Genomic DNA, 20835 nt, shown 5'->3' with positions numbered 1-20835 from the left:
ACTGCCCTTTTAATGCCGCGCCATCCGGATACTTCTCTTGGAGGACATGATGAAAAGTGTTTTGCTTCGCGGTGTGCTTGGCAGGTCGAAGTGGTCATTCGGCCTTGCGGTGGTTGCGCTGCAAGCCACCGTGCTGATCGGCTGCGGTGACGCGGGGACGGAGGACGGCGCGGGCGGCTCGGGCGGCTCGGGCGGCTCGGGCGGCGGCGGGGCGACCTCCGCGAGCGCGACGACCTCGAGCGCCTCGACGACCTCCGCGACGACCTCGAGCGCCTCGACGACCTCCGCGAGCGCGACGACCTCGAGCGCCTCGACGACCTCGGCGACGACATCGGCCTCGTCGACGACGAGCGCGAGCACCGGGGGGATCCCCACGGACGGCACGCCGGTCGAGCGTCATGGCCGGCTGCGGGTCATGAACGGCAACATCGTCGGCGAGCACGGGTCCCCGGTCCAGCTCAAAGGCATGAGCCTGTTCTGGAGCCAGTGGAGCAACTACTACAACGGCAATGTCGTCAACTCGCTCGCGGACAACTGGGAGTCGACCGTCGTCCGCGCCGCCATGGGCATCGAGGGCGAAGACGGGTACCTCCAGGACGCGGGCGCCCAGAAGGCCAAGGCGAAGGCCATCGCCGACGCGGCGATCGCGAAGGGCATCTACGTCATCCTCGACTGGCACGATCACAACGCGCACCAGCACCTGGACCTGGCGAAGAGCTACTTCCGCGAGGTGGCGCAGGCCTACAAGAACACGCCCAACGTCATCTTCGAGGTGTTCAACGAGCCCCTCAACACGAACACCTGGCCCGCGGTGAAGTCCTACGCCGAGGCGGTGATCTCCGAGATCCGCGGCCAGGGCGCGAACAACCTGGTCATCGTCGGCTCGCCGAACTGGTCGCAGGACGTCGACATCGCCGCGGACAGTCCCCTCAGCGATCAGAACGTGGCGTACACCCTCCACTTCTATGCCAACACGCACAAGGCGTCGCTGCGCGACAAGGCCCAGAAAGCCATCAACAAGAAGCTGGCGCTCTTCGTGACCGAGTGGGGGACCTGCTCCGCCGACGGCAACGGCCAGCTCAACCTCGGCGAGTCGCAGACCTGGCTCGACTTCCTGGACTCGCACAACATCAGCTGGGCCAACTGGTCGCTTGGCGACAAGGCCGAGGCGTGCTCCGCGCTCAGGCCCAACGCAAACCAGATGGGCAACTGGAACGACAACGACCTCACCGAGTCGGGCAAGTGGGTGAAGGGGAAGATCGCAGAGTGATCCCCGCGCGGGTCACCGGCCGCTCGCGCCGGTGACCCGGCCCCGACCGAGGGCGCCGCTCACCCGTGCGCTCGTTTGCTCTCCACGGACAGGGGCCGCCCGGCACAGAAGGGGCATTGGTCGTCCGAGCACCAGTCGTCGTCCTCGAGGCCGAGCGCCCGGAGCTGCTCCAGCTCCCACGCGCGCGCCTCGGGCGAAAGCGGGGAGGGACAGGTGGACTCGTGGTCTCGCAGGCTGCTCAACATGGACGGTCCCGTTCGGTTGTGCTCCGGAGAGCGATTCCGGGATCTATCGCGCACCGCCCTGTAGCGCCCGCGAAATCGGCCCTCCCCCGCCGCGTCCTCCTACATCCGAACGTTTACGTGGTCGTAGTCGTTTACGTGGTCGTGGTCGTGGTCGTGGTCGTCAACGATAGGCCGTGAACGACCACGACCACGTAAACGTTCACGTTCACGTTCACGTTCACACTCACGTTGGTGACGGATGATGGGAAGAAGGGGCCGGCGCGCTCTTCAGCGGAGCGCACCCGCGCGCAGCCGCTCAGCGACCTCCCGGCGTCGCAGCTTGCCGCTCGTCGTCTTGGGCAGCTCGCCCGGCGGAACCAGGACAACCTGGTCCACCGTGACGCCGTTCGCCCGCAGCGCCTCCCGCACGCGCTCCACGAGGCCGGCTTGCTCGGACGCCTCGGCGCGCGTCTCGGCCACCACGTAGACCGACTCGGTCTGGCGCTCCTCGACGAACAGCCCGACCGCGACGACGCACCCGGCCCGGATCCCGTCGACCCGGGAGGCGATCTCCTCGATCACGGCGGGGATCATCGTGTGACCACCCTTGATGATCACCTCCTTCTTCCGGCCGGTGACGAACAGCGTCCCGCGGTCGATGAACCCGAGATCGCCCGTGCGCAGCCACCCGCCCACGAGCGCCTCGGCGGTCGCCTCGGGCTCGTTGAAATAGCCCTCCATCACCGTCTCCGAGCGCACCTCGATCTCCCCCACCGTGCGCTCCGGGACGGGGCTGCGCTGGGCGTCCACGATCCGGATCTCCGTGTGCGGGATCGGCCTGCCGACGCCGGTGAGCTCCAGCGAGAGGGGGCCAGGCGCGGCCTCCTCGACGCGGCCCTCGCGCTCCAAGAGGCCGCGATCCACCGTGAGGGCGCGCGGCTCGGCGTAGAGGTCGGGGAAGGTCACGGCGACCGTCGCCTCGGCCAGCCCGTAGACAGGGAAGAACGCCTCGATGCGGAAGCCGCAGGGCGCGAACGCCTCGGCGAAGCGGCGGAGCAAGGCGGGAGAGATCGGCTCGGCGCCGATCATCGCGCACCGCCACGCGCCGAGGTCGAGGCCCGCCTCGGCGGCGCGGCGGGCGAGGCCGATGCAGATGGCATAGGCGCTCGGCGGCCCGAGCGAGATGACGCCCCGGATGCTCGACATCTCCGCGAGCCACGAGAACGGCCGCGTCCGGAACTCGAGCGGCGAGAGCATGTGAACGGGGAAATCGTTGAAGAGCGGGAAGAGCAGCCCGCCGACGAGGCCCATGTCGTGGTGGAGCGGCAGCCACGAGACGCCCCCCGCGCCCTCGCCGCGCACCGGGAGCCGCTGGCTCATCGCGTCGAGGTGCAGCATCAGCCGCTCGTGCGGGATCACCACGCCGCGCGGGTGCCCGGTGCTTCCGCTCGTGAGCTGGATGAGCGCGGGCCCGGGCGCGCGCTCCGGATCGGGCAGCGAGCCCGCGAGGGGCGCGTCGAGCAGCGGCTCGGCGGCGAGCTGGAGGAGGCCGTCCGCCCCCTCTTCGCCCTGCGCGAAGCCGAGCAGCGCGGACGAGACAACGAGCGCGCGCGCGCCGACGCGGTCGGCTGTCCGCCGGAGCTCGCCGAGGAACGCCGCCACGTCCGTGAGCCGGTAGGGCACCCCGACCTGGATCGGCACCGCGCCGAGCACCCAGACGCCGAAGAGGCACGGCACCGCCACCTCCACGTCCGTCACGAGCAGGAGCACGCGATCACCCGGGCGCACCCCCGCCGCGAGCAGGCCCGACGCCGCCGCGCACGCGCGGCGCCAGTACTCCGCCCACGACCACCCGACGAACTCGCCCTGCTGCTTGTGATAAAACCCGAATCGATCCGGCGTCGCCTCGGCCCGCGCCCTGAGCAGGCCCGCGACCGTCCGCGCAGAGGGCCCGCGGCTCACGGCGCGCGCCCCGGCTCGGGCGAGGGCGCGACGCCGAGGCGCTCGCGGCCGCCGCCCTTCGTCGCCACGATCATGTACTCGAGCGCGGTGCGGCGCGCGAAGGAGAGCCGGCCCACGGTCATGTACGTCTGGAGCAGCCGCGAGAAGCCGGGCGCGCGGGCGTCGATCCGGGCGCGGTTCGTGCGCACGTTGTCGATCCACCGGGCGACCGTGTGCACGTACGAGCTCGTGAGATCCTCGACGCGCCGGACATCGAGGCCGGCCTGCTCGATCATCCCGAGCTCCTCGGCCAGCGAGATCAGGCGGCAATAGCCGAGCGCCTCGACGAAGATGTACTGCGTCGCGGAGCTCTCCCGGTCCCCGCGGGCGCGCGCCGGGAAATAGCAGTCGGAGATGAGCAGCCTGCCGCCCGGGCGCAGCGCGGCGGCGATCTTCTGGTGGATCCGCTCGCGGTTGTGCATGTGCACGATGCTGCCCACGAAGAGCACGGCGTCGAGCGACTCGGGCGCGAGGTCGATGTCCTCGATATGAGCGAGGTCGATGCGGACCCGCGAGGCGACGCCCGCCCGGTCGGCGCGGCGGAGCGCCTCCTGCCGCTGCTTGTCGCTCAGCGTGACGCCCTGAAAGCTCCCGCCGGTGTGCTCGGCGAGATAGATGAGGTTCGAGCCCCAGCCGCACCCCACGTCGAGGACGCGCTCTCCGGGGTGGATGTCGAGCTCGCGGCGGACCCAGTCGTACTTCCGCTCTTGCGCCGTCTCGAGGCTCTCGGCGGGATCGAGGAAGATGCCCGTCGCGTAGGCCAGGCGGCTGTCGAGGACCATGGAGAATATCTCCGGGTCGTTCTGGTAATGCGCGGCGACCTCCCGCCGCTCGTGCTCCCGCTGCTCCTCGGGCGTCCGGACGGCCGCTTCGCGCTCGGCGCGCGTGCGCGGGGCGGTCAAGGCGCCCCTCCCCGGCCGCCCCGCGCCGCGATCTGCGCCTCGACGAAGGCGATGACGTCGCCGACCGTGCTGATCTGCGCCTGATCGGGCGCCGCGAAATCGGGCGCCACGATCTGGAATCGCTCCTCGAGCGCGACGTTGACCTCGATGAGCGCCAGTGAATCCACGCCGAGGCCGCTCTCGAGCGACAGGTCGGGAGTCACGGCGTCGACGCTCATCCCACATCGCTCTGCAATGATGGTACGGACCTCTCTGGCGATCTCCGGATCTCCACCGCCCGCCACCTGCGGCTGCTTCCGAAGCGCCGCCTCGCTCTTGTTCATCGCGCTCTCCAGTCCAGGGTTCGGCGCGCGCGACCATCAGCACGCCGGCGCGATAGATGCTCATGCCAGCGCCGGTCACGGCCGTAGCGCGCCGTACCATGATCGCCAGTCGTCGTCCATGGCCGGACGAGCCCGCTCGACCGCGAGGTCAGCGCGTCGCGGGCGCGCTCGCGTGCTGCGCGCCGGGACCTGCGCGCGACAGACGCGCGAGGCCCTGCCGCGGCACCTCGCCGCGGCCCGGCGCGAGCCGCTCAATCGCCGAAATCGCCGTCGAACCCGCCGCCGTCATCGACCCCGCCGCCGTCATCGACCCCGCCGCCGTCATCACCCCACGGATCGCCGTCATCCGCCCCGTCCCCCTCGTCGCCCGCCGAGAGGTCGTCGCCGCCGCGATCCGCGCCGCTCAAGAGGTCAGGATTCTCGGCGGCCTCCTGCGCTGTGCCGAGCATCGTGCCCGCCGGGTTCACGAAGAGGACGTGTGGCGGCGTGAGCATGTGCATGAACGAGGAGATGAGCATCACGTCCAGCATCATCCCCAGCGGGCTGGGTGGGTAATAGACGACGAACGGGTCATAGCCGGGGTGCGTGGGGCCCACGGGAGGCCGCTCGGCGCCCGCGCCGTCGCCCGCTGGCGCGTGCACGACGCGCGCGTCGGCGTGGTGATGATCCACGCGCGCCTCCGGCATCGTGGCCTTGAGGGCGCCCTCGACCCGCCCGACGAAGGACTCGAACTGCAGCCGCGCCGCCTCGAACAGCGCCGGATCCTTCGCCAGGGGCTCGACGCGGCGGCGGTAGTCCTCCGCGGACTCGCCGGCTCGCGGCTCGAGATCCCGCAGGCGCCCGCCGATGGAGACGAGCCCCGCCGGCTCGTCGTCGGCGTGCTCGGTGCGCGCCCGCGTCTCGATGACCAGGTGCAGCCCCGCCTCCTCGTGCTCGGCGGCGAACCTGAGCTCGCTGAACCCGCGCCCGAACACGGCGGAATGCTCGGACAGCGCGAGCACGAGGTCGGGAAGATCGTCCGGCTTCCCGTCCGTGTCCTGGAAGATGACCGTGTCATCGATCACGAGCGAGAGGGCGTTCGTGACCCCGAGCTGGACGAGCGCCCCCCGCACCTGATCGACCACGGCGGTGGCCTCGAGCTCGACGCGCACGCGATCGGTGTCGAGATCCACCGTGGCGCCGAAGCTGCGCTTCAGCTTCTCCCAGACGGTGGGGTTGCGCTGGATGATGCTGCCCTTGAGCGAAACGTGGATCTGTCCGATGAGCCGCATACGCGCTACTTAGCACCGCGGCGGCGCGCCATCGTCGACGACGTTTGTTAGCCGAACGTGAACCGCTGCGCGACGCGCTTGTACGCCTGCTCGACGACGCGGCGGGCGTGGTGGATCGCGTTGGAGTGGGGGAACTGCAGCGAGGGCGGCGCGCCCTCATCGACATCGTGCGCGCCGTGCGTGGAACCGTGCGTGGAAGACGCCGCGTCCGAGAGCCGGCGCGCGAGGGCGCCCACGGTGTCGACCTCGAAGTCCTTCGAGTTCTCGTCGAGGAAGCGGCAGAGCCCGCGGAGCCGCTCGACGTTGAGCCGGTTCGGGAAGCCGCGGCGCGCCTCCGCCGAGTCGAGGAAATAGAACTCGAACGAGTGGGTCACCAGCGTGACCTCCTTCACCCCGAGGGCGCGGTAGCGGAGGAGACAGTGCTTGATCTCGTCGAGGGTCACCGCCGTGATCTGAAGGTGCCTGAAGCGCTTCGTGGGCTCGATGAAGTTCGTGACCGGCAGCTCGTACACCCCCGGCTCGGGCGTCTCGAAGAGGCCGAGCCGCGCGCCCGGATACTGCATCTTGCAGTTCTTGCTGAAATAGCAGGGGTTGTAGTTGCTGCTCAGCACGAGCCCCGCCCGCTTCATCGCCCGCCATGTGTCGTTGCTCGCGCCGAAGTTGCCGGCGCGGTAGCCGAGCAGCTCGCTCGCCGGGACGCCCGCGCGCACGAGCAGGTCGCGCCCCTCGAGGAGGAGCCGCGTCTGCTCCTCGACCGGGTAGTCGGCGATGTCGTCGGAGACGCGGGGCTCGCCCCGGGTGTGCCAGTCCGCGCGCCGCTGCACGGGGTGCACGTGCAGCTGCACGTCGTGGCCGCGGCTGTGGAGCGCCTGGCACACGCTCGTCAGCCCGTCCATCCCGAAGCTGTACGAGCCGATGGCCTCGACGAAGAACGTCCCGCGCTGGCCGTACGCCTCGAGCTCGCGCATGATGAGCTCGATGCCGAGGGGATCGCGCTGGTTGACGAAGCGGCCCCAGATCCGGAGGTCGTAGCCCATCGCGGGAGACTTGGTATCGCCCAGGATGCGCTCCTCCGCGCACTCGACGTCCACGGTGATGTATACCCGCGTCCTCCCGTCAGCCATCGCCAGCTCCTCCCTCACCGCGCTTCTGAAGAACCATCGTGATCGTCGGGGACACGCAGCCCACGTGCATCCCGAGCGGGCCGAGCAGCCGGTTCGCCGCCGATAAGGCCATGAGCCGCGGCCCGGACAGCCCCATCTTGGCCTTCAGGTCGACGATCAGCCGGCCGCGATCCTGCTGCGATATGTCGACATAATCGCCGAACCCGCGCCGGAGCTGCCAGGGAAATACGCTGTAGATCGACCTGCCCGGGAACAGCGGGCGCAGCAGCCGAGGCACGTAGTTCATCAGGGGGCGGCGGCTGTGGCACTCGACCGGCCAGAGGCGGTTGCTCGTGCCCAGGATGACGATGAACCCCCAGGGCCCGAGCACCCGATCGATCTCGCGCTGGACGGCCGGCAGGCGCTCAGGCGGGACGTACTCGAGCACGCTGTTGCAGGAGACGAGCTCGAACTCCCTGTCGGCGAACGGCATCGCGGTCGTGTCGGGGACGTGATGAACGCGGATCCGGTCCGACAGCCCGTGGCGCTCGGCGTTCAGCTGCGCCAGCTCGACGTACATGGGGTCGACGTCGAGCGCGGTCACCTCGGCGCCCAGGGTCGCGAGCACGATCGACGTCCCGCCGAAGTGGCAGCCGAACTCGAGCACCTTCTTGCCGCGGACCGACGTGAAGAGGTCGTCGTAGGCGTGGCGGCTGCGGCGCCACTCCAACGTGGCATACCCCCCGACCCACGGATCGTCGGGATCCCAGCCGTGGCGCCGCGCGCTCTCGCGGAAGCGGTGATCGGCGTCTGCGTCGCGGACAGCCGGCGGGGTGGCGACGTTCTGGCTCGGCTCGCTCATCGGGGAAAGGATCAAGCGTCGGCTGTCCCTGCGGGCAGCAGGGGCGCCCGGTAGATAGCGAACAGGAAGGGCGAGAACCAGGGGTTCGTCTCGCCGGGGACCACCCGGCGCGCGATCGCCTTGAGGGGCGGGACGACCTTCCAGACGACACGCCGCGCCACGAGCGGCGCCTCGTCGTCCAGCCAGAAATCGAAATGGCCGCCCGTGTAGCGGGCCTGGACGATCTCGGCGCCGTTGCGGCGGGCGGCGGCCTCCAGGAACGGCAGGTTCATGATGCGGGTGTTGTGGCCTTTCAGGTTCTTGCGATCGAACAGCCAGTGGAGCGCCTTCTGCCCGCCGGCGAAGTTCGGCATGCCCACGACCACGGTGCCCCCCGGCTTCACCAGCTCGAAGTGCCGATCCATCACCGCCCCGGCGTCATCGAAGTGCTCGATGAACCCGAAGGAAGCGACGACATCGAACTTCTGCTGGGGCTTCCAGTTGAAGAAATCCCCCTTCTCGATCTTGCCGACCTTGATGCCGCGCTTCCGGATCTCCTGCTCGACGACCTCCGGGTCGCAGGCGTAATCCAGGCCGTACGCCGTGAACCCCAGGCGCCCACAGAAGTCGACAAGGATGCGGCCTGGTGCGCAGCCGATCTCGAAGAACGACAACCCGTCCCCGCGCGGCAGGAACGGAGCGACGTCGTCGTAGATCTCGCAGCCGCCACCCAGATCGTCGGTGCCGACGTAGCCCTTCCAGTGGTTCTCCCAGTACTCCTGTGACGTGAGCTTCAACGTCGCCTCCTCGATGCCATCGCGAAAAGGGCGGCTCATGAGGAGCCTCCCGGAGAACCGCAGTCGACCACGCGCGGCGCGGGCGATCGAATGCTGTCCGAAATTCGTCCAGTTTTGACGAATCCTAGAGGACGGGGAGGCTCACATGCAAGCCGGCCCTCCGCCTTCTTCCCGCGCCTCCGTTCCTCAACGCAGGTGCACGCAGGCGCGCACAGGGGCACCTACGCGGCGCGGGGTCGCCGCGTAGGTGCCCCTGCGCGCGGCGCCCGGGCCCGCTCCCCGGAGCTCCGCCGCGCGCCGCGGTCGCGCGTCGCGCGTCGCGCGTCGTCAGCGCTAGGAGGCGGCCCCCTGCTGGAGGCGCTCGCGGAGCAGGACCTCGAGCGAGGCGAGCGCCTTCGCGAAGCCGTCGATGCCCTCGCTCAGCTTGTCGCTCGCCATCCGGTCGGCGGCGTGCATCGCGCGGAACGCCGCCTCATCCATCGGGATCTTCGCGATCTGCAGGGAGCGCGCCGCGTCGGGGTCGAGCTTCCTCGGCAGGTCGCCGCGCGCGGAGGCGAGCTCCGAGAGCAGCTTCGGCGAGATGGTCAGGAGGTCGCAGCCGGCGAGCTCCTTGATCTCGTCGAGGTTGCGGAAGCTCGCGCCCATCACCTCGGTCTTGTAGCCGTGCTTCTTGTAGTAGTTGTAGATCTTCGTGACCGAGACGACGCCGGGGTCCTCGGCCGGCGCGTAGCTCGTGCGGCCGGTGTCCTTCAGGTACCAGTCGAGGATGCGCCCGACGAACGGCGAGATGAGCGTCACGCCCGCCTCGGCGCACGCGATCGCCTGGTGCAGCCCGAAGAGCAGCGTGAGGTTGCAGTGGATGCCCTCCTTCTCGAGGACCTCCGCCGCGCGGATGCCCTCCCACGTCGAGGCGATCTTGATGAGGACGCGCTTGCGCGAGACGCCGGCCTCCTCGTAGAGGCGCACGATGCTCCGGCCCTTCTCGATGGTCGCCTGCGTGTCGAAGGAGAGGCGCGCGTCGACCTCGGTCGAGACGCGGCCGGGGATGATCTTCAGGATGCGCAGGCCGAAGTCGACGGCGAGCCGCTCGAACGCGAGGCCCACGACGTCGTCCGGCCCCTTGCCCCGGCCCGCCTCCTTCTGGCCCCAGGCGAGCGCGCCGCTCACGATGTCGGCGTACTCGGGCATCTGGGCCGCCGCCGTGATGAGCGACGGGTTTGTCGTCGCGTCCTGGGGGCGGAATTTCTCGATCGAGTTGATGTCGCCGGTGTCCGCGACGACGACGGTGTACGCCTTGAGGCGCTCCAGCAGGTTCTGGTCCATGGGCGGCATTGTACGAGCAGCCAGCCAGGACGCTTCAAAGCTTTCGTGTCCTTCGTGGGAGGACCCCCCTCCGGCTGGATGCACGGCCGGCGGTGGCCTATGGAGAGGGCCCCGTGGAGCCGCCCCCCAACGCCGTCGCGCAGCGCGTCCTGTCCGCCTACGAAGATCGCCTCTCGGTCCTGCGCGCCGAGGCCGGCGCGCTCGATCGCCGCTCGAAGACCTTCTCGCTGCTGCGCGGGGTCTCGTTCCTGGCGGCGGCCGTGGCCGGGGGGTACGCGCTCTTCGGCGACGTGCCGCGGTGGGTCGCGTACGCCGCCGGGGCGGTGACCGCGGTGTTCCTCGGGCTGCTCGTCGCGCACGCGCGCCTCGTCACCCGGATGACGGAGCTCGAGCAGCGCATCGGCCTCTACGTGCGCGGCAAGCGGCGGGTCGCCGGCGATTTCGCCGATTTCCCGGAGCGTGGCGATCGGTTCGCCGCGCCGGACCACGATTACGCGGGCGATCTCGACGTGTTCGGGCAGGCGTCGCTGTTCCAGCTGCTCAACGTGGCGCAGACGGGCGAGGGCGAGGCCACGCTCGCGGCCTTCCTCGCGGAGCCCGCCCCGGCGCCCGCCGTGGCGGCGCGGCAGGAGGCGGTGCGCGAGCTCGCCGGCCTCGGGGCGTTCCGGGAGGATCTCGCGGTGGTGGGCATGCAGGCGGGGGCGCGCGGGCGCGAGGCCGGCCCGCTCATCGCGTGGGCCGAGGCGCCCCCGGCGCTGCTCGGCCCGGAGGCCCGCGCCGGCGGCCTGCCGGTGAGCGCGCTCCTGACCGCGGCGAAGGTGCTCGTGCCGCTGACGCTGGCGCTGCTCGCGGCGCCGCGGTTCATCCCCGCGGAGCAGCTCGGGCTGCTCCACCACGCCTACCTCCTGCCGCTGGCCGCCCAGATCCTCGTGCTGGTCCTGCTGCGGCCCGCGGTCGAGCCGATCGTCGCCGCGGCCTCGTCGCGCGAGGCGCCGTTCGCCCGGTACCGGCCGATCCTCGCCCGCGTCGAGGAGCAGGCGTTCTCGTCGGCGCTGCTCGGCGAGCTCAAGGCCGAGCTCGCGGGGCCCTCGGGCGTGCTCGCCTCGCGGGAGATGACGGCGCTCGAGAGCCGGGTCGGCTACTCGGACCTGCGCCACAGCGGGCTCGTCCACATCGTCGCCAACCTCTTCCTGCTCTGGGACGTGTGGTGCGCGCTCGCGCTGGAGCGGTGGAAGCTGCGCGCGGGCCGGCACGTGAAGGCGTGGATGCGGACGCTCGGGCACATGGAGGCGCTCGCGAGCCTCGCGACGTTCGCGCACGAGAACCCCGACTACGCGTACCCCGACGTGAAGGACGGCGAGCCGCGCTTCACGGCGTCGGGGCTCGGCCACCCGCTCCTGCCGCGCGACCGGCGGGTGACGAACGACGTCTCGCTGGAGGGCGCGGGCGCCGCGCTGCTCGTGACGGGGTCCAACATGTCGGGCAAGAGCACGCTGCTGCGCGCCGTCGGGGTGAACGCCGCCCTCGCCCTCGCGGGCGCGCCGGTCTGCGCGTCGTCGCTGTCGCTCTCGCCGGTCCGCGTGCGGACGAGCATGCGGATCAAGGACTCGCTCGAGCACGGCGTCTCGCACTTCTACGCCGAGCTGACCCGCCTGAAGCGCGTCGTCGACGGCGCGAACGGCGGCGAGCGGGTGCTGTTCCTGCTCGACGAGATCCTCCACGGCACGAACGCGCGGGAGCGCCAGATCGGGGCGAGGGCGGTCGTGCGGCACCTCGTCGCGCGGGGGGCCATCGGCGCGGTGTCGTCCCACGACATGGGGCTCGCCGTGCTGGAGCAGGAGACCGCGGGACGGGTGCGCAACATGCACTTCGAGGAGCTCGTGGTCGAGGACAGGATGACCTTCGACTACAAGCTGAAGCCCGGCGTGGTGACGAGCGCGAACGCGCTGCGGCTCATGAAGATCATCGGGATCGACGTCGACTTCGCGGAGGGGGAGCGGACGGCGGTGGCGGCGACCGCGGCGGCGATGGCAGCGACGACCGCGGAGGCGGCGCGGGAATGAGCGGCGGCGACGGCGGTGACGACCGCGGCGATGGCGTGGGAATGCGCGCGGCCCCCGGCCGCGTTGACGGCGCCATGCTTTCTCCGCTCCCCGGGTACCTCTCGCGCCGCGCCCTCGCCTCGGCGCGTCCCTTGCTCTCCTGCGCGCTCCTCGCGATCGTCACGACAGCGAGCGCCTGCGCCACGGCGCCGCCGCCGCCGTCAGCTCCCCCGGCGGCGAGCGGCGGGGCGGCCCCGCCGGCCGCGGCGCCGGCCGCGAGCGCGCCGGGCGCGGCGCGGACCGAGATCGACGAGGGCGGGGCGGCGCTCCTCCGCGCGGAGGGCGTGGACGGCGCGTTCGTCCTGTTCGACGCCGCGCGGGGCGTCACCCGCGTCGTGAACCCCGACCGCGCGGCGTCGCGGTACGTGCCCGCCTCGACCTTCAAGATCCCGAACACGATCATCGGCCTGGAGACCGGGGTCATCCCGGACGAGCGCTTCACGCTGCGGTGGGACGGGGTGCAGCGCCGCGTGCCCGACTGGAACCGCGATCACGATCTCGCGTCGGCGATGAAGCACTCGGTCGTCTGGTTCTACCAGGAGGTCGCGCGCCGGATCGGGCCCGAGCGCATGCAGGCGCACCTCGACGCGCTCGGCTACGGCAACCGCGACATCTCGGGGGGCATCGACCAGTTCTGGCTGACCGGGGGGCTCCGCATCTCCCCGCACGAGCAGATCGATTTCCTGCGGCGGCTCCACGCCGGCGCGCTGCCCTGCTCCGCGCGGAGCATGGACATCGTGAAGCGGATCCTCGTGCTGGAGCAGACGCCGGCCTACACGCTGCGCGGCAAGACGGGGATGGAGATGGACGAGCGATCGAGCACCGGCTGGCTGGTCGGCTACGTCGAGCGCGGGACAGACACCTACTTCTTCGCGACCGTGCTCCTCGGCGCAGGCAGCGACGGCGAGCGCATCATGCCGCTGCGCCGCAGCCTGACCCGCGCCCTGCTGAAGCGGCACGGCGCGCTCCCCGAGGACGCCTGACGCAGGCGCCTCTCCCGGCGCCGGCGCCGCCCCCTACGCCGCCGGCGCCGCGCTCGATGACGACGGCGCCGCGCTCGATGGCGACGGCGCCGCGCTCGATGGCGACGGCGCCGCGCCCGGCGACGCCGTCGAGCGCGCCGCCCACGCGAACGCGGCGATCCGCTCGGCGAAGCGGCGCGGGTCGTCGACCTGCGGGCAGTGCCCGATGCCCTCGGGCTCCTCGATCTCCGCGTGCGGAGGGAGGTGCCGCCGGTAGTACTCGAGGTTGGCGCTCGGCATCAGGCGGTCCGAGCGGCCCCAGATCAGCAGGATCGGCATCGAGAGCGCGCCCAGCTGCTCGGGCGTGAACGCGTGCTCGCACCGGGCCGAGCGCCTGAACGAGAGGATGGTCTCGCGCGAGAACGTCCGCACGACGTCGCCGGCGATGAGCGGGGTGAACCACGGGACGCGGTGGTAGAGGCGCGCGAAGAACGCGTGGGCGTCGGCCCGCGACCGCAGGTTGAACACCGCGAGCAGCTCGGCGAGCTCGGCCTGCTGCATGCCGGCGCCGGCCGGCGACGCGAGCACCAGCGCGCGCACGCGGTCCGGCGAGCTCAGCGCGTAGCTCACAGCGACCGCGCCGCCGAGGGAGTTGCCGACGACGATCGCCGGCTCGTCGAGCTCGCGGTCGAGCAGCTCGTGCATGGCGGCGGCAAGGCACTCCGGCGTGAACGCCGACGCCGGCGCCGCGCTCCACCCGTGCCCCGGCGACTCCGCGGCGATGACGCGGCGGGCGCGCCCCCGGAGTCGCTGCAGCACCGGCGCGTACGGGAGCGCCGAGGAGCCGATGCCGTGGAGCAGGACCACCGTCGGGAGCGGGCCCGTGCCCGGAGCATCGTAGAGGTGCAGCCGGCAGACCGACGTGTCGACCCAGCGGCTCTGCACCCCGGACCTGTTCAGCGCCTTCTTGGCGAGGCGTTCGGCGAGCGGGAGGATGCCCATGTGCCGGGCATAGCAGATCGAAAGGGTTCCTGCGGGGGCGGAAGCGCTGGCGCGCGCGGGGGGGCTGTCGAGCGATCGGCGGGCCGCGGACGAGGCCCGGTGGCGCGCCCGATTTCCGTTGAGCTCCATGGAGATCCGCGCCACATCTCCCGCCGTGCGATCGCCTCTCCTCGCCGCCGCCGTCGCCCTTGTCGCGTGCTCGCGCCCCGAGCCGCCGACGCTCAAGCCCGAGCTCGCGACGGTGACCGCCGTCACCGTTCAGGGCATCGATCTGCGGGTCCAGATCCAGGCGTACAACCCGAACAGCATCGATCTCTCGACGCGCTCGATGAAGGCGAGCGTGCTGCTCGACGGCAAGTACGACGTCGGCACGGTCACCGCGCTCACGCCGCTCGAGCTGCCCGCGAAGAAGTGGACCCGGATCGAGGCGCCGATCTCGGTGAAGTGGCAGGACCTCACGAGCATCGCGGCGCTGGCGGCGCAGAGCCGCGGTATCCCGTACCAGGTGAGCGGCACCGTCGCGATCGGCGGAGAGACGCTCAACGTCGATGTGCCGTTCCGCCTGGCGGGGACGATCACGCACGAGCAGCTCGTCACGGCGATCGGCAACTCGCTCCCGGGCCTGCCCCTCCCCGGCCTGCGCTGAGGGCGGCAGCGGGCTGCCCTCAGCGAGGCCCCGCGTGATCGCCGAAGCCGCCCGATCGGACCGACGTCGCGTGAGTGGACCTCACGTGAGCGGTCCGAAGCGCTTCTCGTAAGCTGCAAGCTTCTCCGCGAGCGCCTGGGACCGCTCCTCCGCCGCTCGGGCCTGCTCCTCCGCCGTCGGAAGCACGCGTCCCTCGGCGTCGAGCCACCGGAGCCATCTCCCTTTGCTGCCCAGGTACAAGCCATCCCGCACGCCGAGGCGCAGACCGAGCTGCTGGCTTGCCAGCTCACCCTCCGCGTTCAAGGCCATCGGCTCGTAGGCGCGAGAGGCGATGTCGAGCAGATATCCTTCCAGGGTGTTCTTCATCGGATCGAACAGAAAGTACTCCGGCACGCGCAGCGCCTTCGCATAGATGCGCATCTTCTCGCCGCGGTCGATCGACTCCGTGCTCTCCGAGAGGAGCTCGATCACCACATCCGGCGTCTTGCCGTTCTCTTGCCATACGACCCAGGACTTCCTGTCTCGGCGTACCGTGTCGAGCACCACGAAGACGTCCGGCCCACGGAAGTCGTTCTTCCTGGTCTGGAGCTCGCTGAAATAGATCGCCATGTTGCCGCTGACGTAAACGTCGTCGCGATCCTTCCAGGAGAGGTCCAGCGACTCGATCAGCAGCAGCATTTGTTTGCGGTGGCGATCGCTCTCCATGGGCTCACCGTCGTCGTGGGGGAGTTCGTCCTCTCCGGGCGGCGGGAGCGGGACGAGCGAGGTCTCGCTGGCGTACGGCATGGGCTTCCTCGGCGCGATCTTACCAGGTTCCCGGTAGGCCGCAGCCGTGAAGGCGGACAGCGCGCTCGCGCGCGGCGGGCCGCAGCAGAGGGGCGCGCTCGGCTTGCGCGGCTCGCTCCTCGCTCCTCGCTCCTCGCTACTCCTCGCTCGGTTTGCGCGGGACGACGCGCCGCCGTGTCGGGATCGTGACGAGGGCCCGGCGCGCCCTGCGGTCTCCAGCGTTGTCTCCAGCCCACAAAGCTTGCAGAATCGCGGCGGAGGAGACGTCCGTGCCCGTTTACGAGGAGCCCCCCGTTCGCGCGCGCCCGCGGTCATCGACGCGCTCGCCTCCGCCGCCGGAGGGCGCGGCCCCATGTCCGGCGGCCTGATCTTCCACGACGGCGGCGGCGGGGCCGTCGCGCGCTGCACGCGCTGCGGCGCCGAGGCGGCGGGGCCGTGCGCGCGCTGCGGCGCGCCCGTGTGCGGCGACTGCTGCGTGCTCACCGAGGGCGGCGCGCGCGTCTGGGCGATCTGCCTCGCGTGCGAGGATCGCGGCGGTCGCTCCCTCCGCCGCGGCTGGGCGACGGTCCTCGGGTGGATCGCGCTGCCCATCGCGGCGCTCGCGCTGGTCGTCGGGCTGCTCGCGTGGCTGCAAAGCAACTGAAGAGACCGGAGGAGTCATGTTCAGCGTGAAGGAAGTCGAAGGCGCGATTCCCACCATCGAGCTCGCCGACAGCGACGCCGCGAGCCGCGCGGTGCTAGCCCCGGCCCGCGGCGGCATCCTGACCGAGCTGACCGTCGGCGGCCGCGCGCTGCTCTACCTCGATCGCGGCACGTTCGACGATCGCACCGCCAACGTGCGCGGCGGAAACCCGGTGCTCTTCCCCTCGCCCGGCAAGCTGGCCGGCGACGCCTGGTCCGCCGCCGGCGCGGCAGGCCAGATGCGCCAGCACGGCTTCGCCCGCACCCTGCCGTGGTCGCTCGACGACCATGGCACCCTCGAGTCGGGCGGCGCGTACGCGCGCCTCGTCCTCCGGTCGAGCGAGGCGACGCGCGCGCAGTACCCCTGGGATTTCCGCGCCGAGTTCACCTACACGCTGCGCGGCAGGGCGCTCCGCATCGATCTGCGCATCACCAACGAGACCGGCGACGGCGCGCCGCCGATGCCGTTCGGGGCCGGGTTTCACCCCTACTTCGCCGTCTCCCAGGCGGACAAGGCCCGCGCCTCGATCGAGACGCGGGCGACGCGCGCGTTCGACAACACAACGAAGCGGGATGTGCCGTTCTCCGGCTTCGACCTGACCCGGCCCGAGGTCGACCTCCACCTGCTCGACCACGGCTCCACCGAGAGCGCGCTCTCGATCGAGGGCGATCCGGGGGTGCGGATCGCCGTCCGCGGCTCGCCCGAGTTCACCCACTGGGTCGTGTGGACCTTGCAGGGCAAGGACTTCGTCTGCCTCGAGCCCTGGACCTGCCCCGGCGACGCCCTCAACACGGGAGAGCGCCTCATCCACCTCCGGGCGCGCGAGACTCGGGCGCTCTGGATCGAGCTCTCCGCCTGAAGCGATGACGGCCGCCCGCGCGACGCGCTGGAGGGCGCGCGCGACGCGCTGGAGGACGCGCCGGAGAGACCGAGGAGCCGCGCCGCGTCGGCGGCGGTGCGCGGCTTCTCGGTTGACTGCCGGCCGGAAAACGCGTCGAATCCCGCCATGACTTCTACAGATCTCCTTACCGCACATCGATCCCTGCTCGCCCCCTCCCGAGCGCTCCTCGGGCGGCGACCTCGCCGCTCGCTCTCCACCCTGGCCGCAGCCGCCCTGGCGACGACGCTCACCGCGGGCGCCTCCGCGGCGCCGGTCTGGACCGGAGACTTCGAGACGGGCAATCTGAACCAGTGGAACACGACCCTGAACGGCGAGCACATCTCCGTGGTGACGTCGCCTGTCCTCCAGGGCACGAGGGCCGGGAGGGTCCAGCTCACCAACGACGCGAGGTGGTCGAACGGCATCAAGCGCGTCGAGCTGAACCACAAGCCGGCCGCCGGGCGCACGGCCGAGGGCGCCCAGACCTACTTCGCCTGGAGCTTCTATCTCCCCGAGGCGCTCGCGGCGGACCCGCCGACGCAGATCGGATACTGGGAGTCCGAAAATAGCTATAACCAGATGATGTCGTTCGAGGTCGTCGGACAGCACATCAGCTTCGCCACCCGCAAGCCCGACAACAAGGTGCACTGGGAGGCGGACGGCGCTGTGACGCCCGGCGTGTGGCACCGCATCGCGCTGCACATCCGGTGGTCGACGAACCCGAACCAGGGCTCCGTCGACGTGTGGTTCGACGGCAAGCAGGTCGTCACCGGCGGGAAGGCGCAGACGCTCGCCGACAACAACGCGCACTTCACGCAGATCGGCCTGCTGCGCAACCCGTCCGAGTTCACGGACAGCCCCGTCATCGTCCTCGATGACGCCGTGGAGGGGGACACCCTAGAGGACGTCCGCCCCGCGCTGCCCTCCTCCGGGGAAGGCGGCGCCGGTGGCGCGGGCGGCTCCGGCGGCTCCGGCGGCGCGGGCGGTGAAGGCGGCGCGGACGGCTCCGGCGGGAGCGGGAGCACCGGGGCCGCCGGCGGCGGCGCCACAGGCGGCAGCGACGGCGCGGGCGGCGACGTGGCGCCCGGCCCGAGCGCTTCGAGCTCCTCCTCCGCCGCTTCCGGCGCCGGCTCCACCGGCGCGGGGACCGGCGGCACGGATGAGGTGGAGGTGGCCGAGGGCGATGACGGCTGCAGCTGCCGCGCCGCCGGCTCGCCCGCGGCCCCCGCGCCCATGGCCCTCGCCGGCCTCGGCCTCATCGCGGCGCTCGCGTCCGCGCGGCGTCGCGAGCGGCGCTGAGCCGTCGCGAGCGGCGCGAGCCGCAGCGCCCCGGGCGGGCCGAAGCCGCGCCGAACGCATGACGAGGGCGGCTCTTAAACAAAATTGATTTTCGGATCAATTTTCATCAACTCGACATTGACAATATTGACCTCGGTGAGGATAATCCACTCATCCCGTGGCAAGATTTGTCGTCCGATGTCCCAGCTGTGATGGGGAGCTGCGCGCGACGCGGCTCGGCTGCCAGAGCTGCGGAACCAACCTGGATGGTCAGTTCGAGATCCCCGCGCTGCTCCAGCTGTCGCCGGACGATCTCGCCTTCGTGACCGCGTTCGTGCGCTCTTCAGGCAGCCTGAAGGCGATGGCTCAGGTCCTTCAGATCAGCTATCCGACGGTGCGAAATCGCCTCGACGAGATCATTGGCCGGCTCGACGCGCTGGAGCAGGGCGTCGCGCGGCGCCGGCACGAGATCCTGGATGCGCTCGAGAAGGGGAGGCTCTCCGCGAAGGAGGCCGAGGAGGCTCTGCGCAAGGTGGGATTATGATGATGACCACGCCCGACGAGAGAGTGCGCGCGCTCGTGCGCGACAACGTCATCAAGCCCGCGGAAGGCGAGCGGCTGCTCGCCACGATGTCGCCGCGGCCTCCCCTGCGCGGATGGCGGCTCGCGCTCGATCCATTCGAGCGCTTCGGCGGGGGGCTCGCCGCCGCGGCGGGGCTCGCCGTCGCCGCGCTGAGCGTCGCCGTCACGAGGCTCGGCGTTCGCTTCGACGGCTTCCTCGACCTGCACGCGGCGCCTGTCGTCATCCCGTACCGGACGGCGCTCCTCGAGCAGGTCGTCGCGTGGCCTTTGCCCGCCCTGCTCTTCTGGACGTATGCGCGGCTCCTGCGGCGCCGCGTGCGCCTCATCGATTTTCTCGGCGTGATCGCGCTGTCGCGCGCGCCGATCGCGCTCGCCGCCGTCGCGCTCGGCCTGCTCGCCCCGCGGCTGCCGGCGGGCGCGCCCGCGTTCACCCTCGAGCTGGCGGTCATCGCCGTCCTCGGGACAGTGTGTCTCGTGTGGTCCTTGACGCTCCTCGTTCGGGGCTTCAGGAACGCCTCTGGCCTGCGGGGCGCGCCTCTGATCGCGGGGCTCATCGGCCTCGTGCTCCTGTCGGAGATCCTCTCGAAGGTCGCGCTCGCGCACCTCGGCTGAGTCATCGATCTCCCGGCGCGCCGCCCGGCTCACGCGGCGCGCTCTGCGGTGCTCGCGCGACCGCGAGGGCGCACCGGTGCGCCCCGGGCGGCGCTGCACCTCTCTCTCATCCTCGGAGGGTTCGTCATGTCATTGCGATCGGTTCTCGTGGTCCCGGCGCGCCGCGCCGCGCTCGCCGTCTCGTGTGCCGCCGCGCTCGCGTCGTCGCCCCTCTGCGTGGGCTGCGGCGCCGGAGAGCGCGCGTCGTCCGCTGGCGGGAGCGGCGCGCTCCCTGACGACACGGACGTGCCTGACACGGAGACGCCGACAACGCCGGACGCGCCGGGGTGTCCGGCGGCGTCCAGCGCCAGGACCACGGTCGAGAACGCGCGAGGCACGTTGTATGGCACGCTGGTGGTGCCGGCCGGGTGCGGGCCGTTCCCTGCGGTCGTGATCATCCCCGGCTCGGGGCCGACCGACCGGGACGGCAATCAGGTCGCCGCGGGCATCGAGCCGGACACGTACAGGCTCCTCGCGGAAGGGCTCCGGGACAGGGGCATCGCGTCGATTCGCTACGACAAGGCCGGCATCGGCGCGAGCGTCTCCGCGGCTCCCGGGACGGAGCAGGAGCTGCTCTTCGAGATGGGCGCCGACGACGCCGGCCTGTGGGTGAAGAAGCTCCGGGCGGACGGGCGCTTCGCGACGATCACGGTGGTGGGACACAGCGAGGGCTCGCTGCTCGGTATGCTGGTCGCCCGGGAGACCGAGATTGACGGGTTTGTCTCGATCGCCGGCGCGGGCCGGCCCATCGGCGATGTCCTGCGCGATCAGCTCGAAGGGCTCCCGGACGAGGATCGCGAGAGGGCAAACGCGATCCTCGACCAGCTCGAGGCCGAGGAGCTCGTCACGGACATCCCGCAAAGTCAGGTGTTCATGAGCCTGTTTCGGCCGAGCGTGCAGCCGTTCGTCATCTCCTGGATGCAGCACGACCCCGCGGTGGAGCTCGCGGCCGTGACGGCGCCGATCCTCCTCCTGCAAGGGACGACCGACGTCCAGACCAAGGTCGAGGACGCGGAGCGGCTCGCTGGCGCGCGGCCGGACGCGACGCTCGTCATCGTCGAGGGAATGAGCCACACGCTCAAGGAGGCGACGCTGTCGAACGCGTCGCAGGCCGACGCGTACACCGATCCGAGCTTGCCTGTCGTGCCGCGCGTGTTCGAGGCGATCGAGGCGCTGATCCGGGAGAAGTGACGCGGATCCGGAGGACGA

General features: G+C 71.2%; 22 protein-coding genes. 10 read left to right on the top strand and 12 right to left on the bottom strand.

Annotated elements, in window-relative coordinates:
- Window positions 1-9: 9 nt before the first annotated feature.
- Window positions 10-384 carry a hypothetical protein gene (locus WMF46_RS07985; RefSeq protein WP_437985071.1) on the bottom strand — a complete coding sequence of 125 codons (375 nt, stop codon included), beginning with the start codon at window positions 382-384 and terminating at the stop codon, window positions 10-12.
- Between the two features lie 31 nt (window positions 385-415).
- On the opposite strand from WMF46_RS07985, the gene WMF46_RS07980 reads away from it, so the two are divergent.
- Window positions 416-1270 (top strand): glycoside hydrolase family 5 protein, encoded by an 855-nt coding sequence (locus WMF46_RS07980; protein ID WP_437985070.1) that lies wholly within the window; start codon window positions 416-418, stop codon window positions 1268-1270.
- Window positions 1271-1329: 59 nt separating this feature from the next.
- Here WMF46_RS07980 and WMF46_RS07975 read toward each other — a convergent pair whose 3' ends face one another.
- The 9 genes from WMF46_RS07975 to WMF46_RS07935 form a co-directional block, all read right to left on the bottom strand.
- Window positions 1330-1515: a hypothetical protein gene (locus tag WMF46_RS07975; protein WP_437985069.1), complete on the bottom strand. Its 186-nt coding sequence runs from the start codon at window positions 1513-1515 to the stop codon at window positions 1330-1332.
- Window positions 1516-1782: 267 nt separating this feature from the next.
- Window positions 1783-3456 (bottom strand): AMP-binding protein, encoded by a 1674-nt coding sequence (locus WMF46_RS07970; protein WP_437985068.1) that lies wholly within the window; start codon window positions 3454-3456, stop codon window positions 1783-1785.
- Window positions 3453-4397: an SAM-dependent methyltransferase gene (locus tag WMF46_RS07965; RefSeq protein ID WP_437985067.1), complete on the bottom strand. Its 945-nt coding sequence runs from the start codon at window positions 4395-4397 to the stop codon at window positions 3453-3455. The genes WMF46_RS07970 and WMF46_RS07965 overlap by 4 nt, the downstream gene beginning before the upstream one ends.
- A complete protein-coding gene (locus WMF46_RS07960; protein WP_049876196.1) occupies window positions 4394-4720 on the bottom strand; it encodes an acyl carrier protein in 327 nt (108 codons plus the stop codon). The genes WMF46_RS07965 and WMF46_RS07960 overlap by 4 nt, the downstream gene beginning before the upstream one ends.
- A gap of 251 nt (window positions 4721-4971) precedes the next feature.
- Window positions 4972-5991, bottom strand: coding sequence for a hypothetical protein (locus tag WMF46_RS07955; RefSeq protein ID WP_437985066.1), 1020 nt, complete (start codon window positions 5989-5991; stop codon window positions 4972-4974).
- Between the two features lie 47 nt (window positions 5992-6038).
- Complete coding sequence (locus WMF46_RS07950) at window positions 6039-7115, bottom strand: polysaccharide deacetylase family protein (RefSeq protein ID WP_437985065.1); 1077 nt, start codon at window positions 7113-7115, stop codon at window positions 6039-6041.
- Window positions 7108-7956 carry a methyltransferase domain-containing protein gene (locus WMF46_RS07945; protein ID WP_437985064.1) on the bottom strand — a complete coding sequence of 283 codons (849 nt, stop codon included), beginning with the start codon at window positions 7954-7956 and terminating at the stop codon, window positions 7108-7110. Before WMF46_RS07945 ends, WMF46_RS07950 begins: the two co-directional genes overlap by 8 nt.
- 11 nt (window positions 7957-7967) lie before the next feature.
- Window positions 7968-8771, bottom strand: coding sequence for a class I SAM-dependent methyltransferase (locus WMF46_RS07940; protein WP_437985063.1), 804 nt, complete (start codon window positions 8769-8771; stop codon window positions 7968-7970).
- Window positions 8772-9065: 294 nt separating this feature from the next.
- Window positions 9066-10055 carry a transaldolase gene (locus WMF46_RS07935; RefSeq protein ID WP_437985062.1) on the bottom strand — a complete coding sequence of 330 codons (990 nt, stop codon included), beginning with the start codon at window positions 10053-10055 and terminating at the stop codon, window positions 9066-9068.
- 113 nt (window positions 10056-10168) lie between these two features.
- Between WMF46_RS07935 and WMF46_RS07930 the strand changes: the two genes are divergently transcribed.
- Together WMF46_RS07930 and blaOXA are read left to right on the top strand one after the other, a co-directional pair.
- Entirely contained in the window at window positions 10169-12118 is a 1950-nt protein-coding gene (locus tag WMF46_RS07930; RefSeq protein WP_437985061.1) for a MutS family DNA mismatch repair protein, read from the top strand.
- A gap of 74 nt (window positions 12119-12192) precedes the next feature.
- On the top strand, window positions 12193-13140 hold the full coding sequence (blaOXA, locus tag WMF46_RS07925) for a class D beta-lactamase (protein WP_437985060.1): 948 nt from the start codon (window positions 12193-12195) through the stop codon (window positions 13138-13140).
- Window positions 13141-13173: 33 nt separating this feature from the next.
- On the opposite strand, the gene WMF46_RS07920 is transcribed toward blaOXA, so the two are convergent.
- The gene (locus tag WMF46_RS07920) at window positions 13174-14121 is read right to left on the bottom strand and encodes an alpha/beta fold hydrolase (protein WP_437985059.1); all 948 of its coding nucleotides are present in this window, start codon (window positions 14119-14121) and stop codon (window positions 13174-13176) included.
- Window positions 14122-14275: 154 nt separating this feature from the next.
- Between WMF46_RS07920 and WMF46_RS07915 the strand changes: the two genes are divergently transcribed.
- Window positions 14276-14767 (top strand): LEA type 2 family protein, encoded by a 492-nt coding sequence (locus tag WMF46_RS07915; RefSeq protein ID WP_437550726.1) that lies wholly within the window; start codon window positions 14276-14278, stop codon window positions 14765-14767.
- An 81-nt stretch (window positions 14768-14848) separates the two neighbouring features.
- Here WMF46_RS07915 and WMF46_RS07910 read toward each other — a convergent pair whose 3' ends face one another.
- Window positions 14849-15553, bottom strand: a complete 705-nt coding sequence (locus WMF46_RS07910; RefSeq protein ID WP_437985058.1) for a Uma2 family endonuclease — start codon at window positions 15551-15553, stop codon at window positions 14849-14851.
- 352 nt (window positions 15554-15905) lie between these two features.
- Between WMF46_RS07910 and WMF46_RS07905 the strand changes: the two genes are divergently transcribed.
- From WMF46_RS07905 to WMF46_RS07880, 6 genes are all read left to right on the top strand, one after another.
- Window positions 15906-16196: a hypothetical protein gene (locus WMF46_RS07905; protein WP_437550722.1), complete on the top strand. Its 291-nt coding sequence runs from the start codon at window positions 15906-15908 to the stop codon at window positions 16194-16196.
- A gap of 16 nt (window positions 16197-16212) precedes the next feature.
- On the top strand, window positions 16213-17094 hold the full coding sequence (locus WMF46_RS07900) for a galactose mutarotase (RefSeq protein WP_437985057.1): 882 nt from the start codon (window positions 16213-16215) through the stop codon (window positions 17092-17094).
- Between the two features lie 147 nt (window positions 17095-17241).
- Entirely contained in the window at window positions 17242-18414 is a 1173-nt protein-coding gene (locus WMF46_RS07895) for a polysaccharide lyase (RefSeq protein WP_437985056.1), read from the top strand.
- A 157-nt stretch (window positions 18415-18571) separates the two neighbouring features.
- A complete protein-coding gene (locus tag WMF46_RS07890; RefSeq protein ID WP_272101125.1) occupies window positions 18572-18937 on the top strand; it encodes a DUF2089 domain-containing protein in 366 nt (121 codons plus the stop codon).
- The gene (locus WMF46_RS07885) at window positions 18934-19587 is read left to right on the top strand and encodes a YIP1 family protein (protein WP_437985055.1); all 654 of its coding nucleotides are present in this window, start codon (window positions 18934-18936) and stop codon (window positions 19585-19587) included. Before WMF46_RS07890 ends, WMF46_RS07885 begins: the two co-directional genes overlap by 4 nt.
- A 126-nt stretch (window positions 19588-19713) precedes the next feature.
- Window positions 19714-20817 (top strand): alpha/beta hydrolase, encoded by a 1104-nt coding sequence (locus WMF46_RS07880; protein ID WP_437985054.1) that lies wholly within the window; start codon window positions 19714-19716, stop codon window positions 20815-20817.
- The last annotated feature ends 18 nt before the right edge of the window (window positions 20818-20835 follow it).

Origin of the sequence: Sorangium sp. So ce117 (genome assembly GCF_051524395.1) — a bacterium.
Lineage (GTDB): Bacteria > Myxococcota_A > Polyangia > Polyangiales > Polyangiaceae > Sorangium > Sorangium cellulosum_B.
Note: the sequence above shows the minus strand (reverse complement) of the source record. Positions and strands in the feature narration are given on the sequence as shown.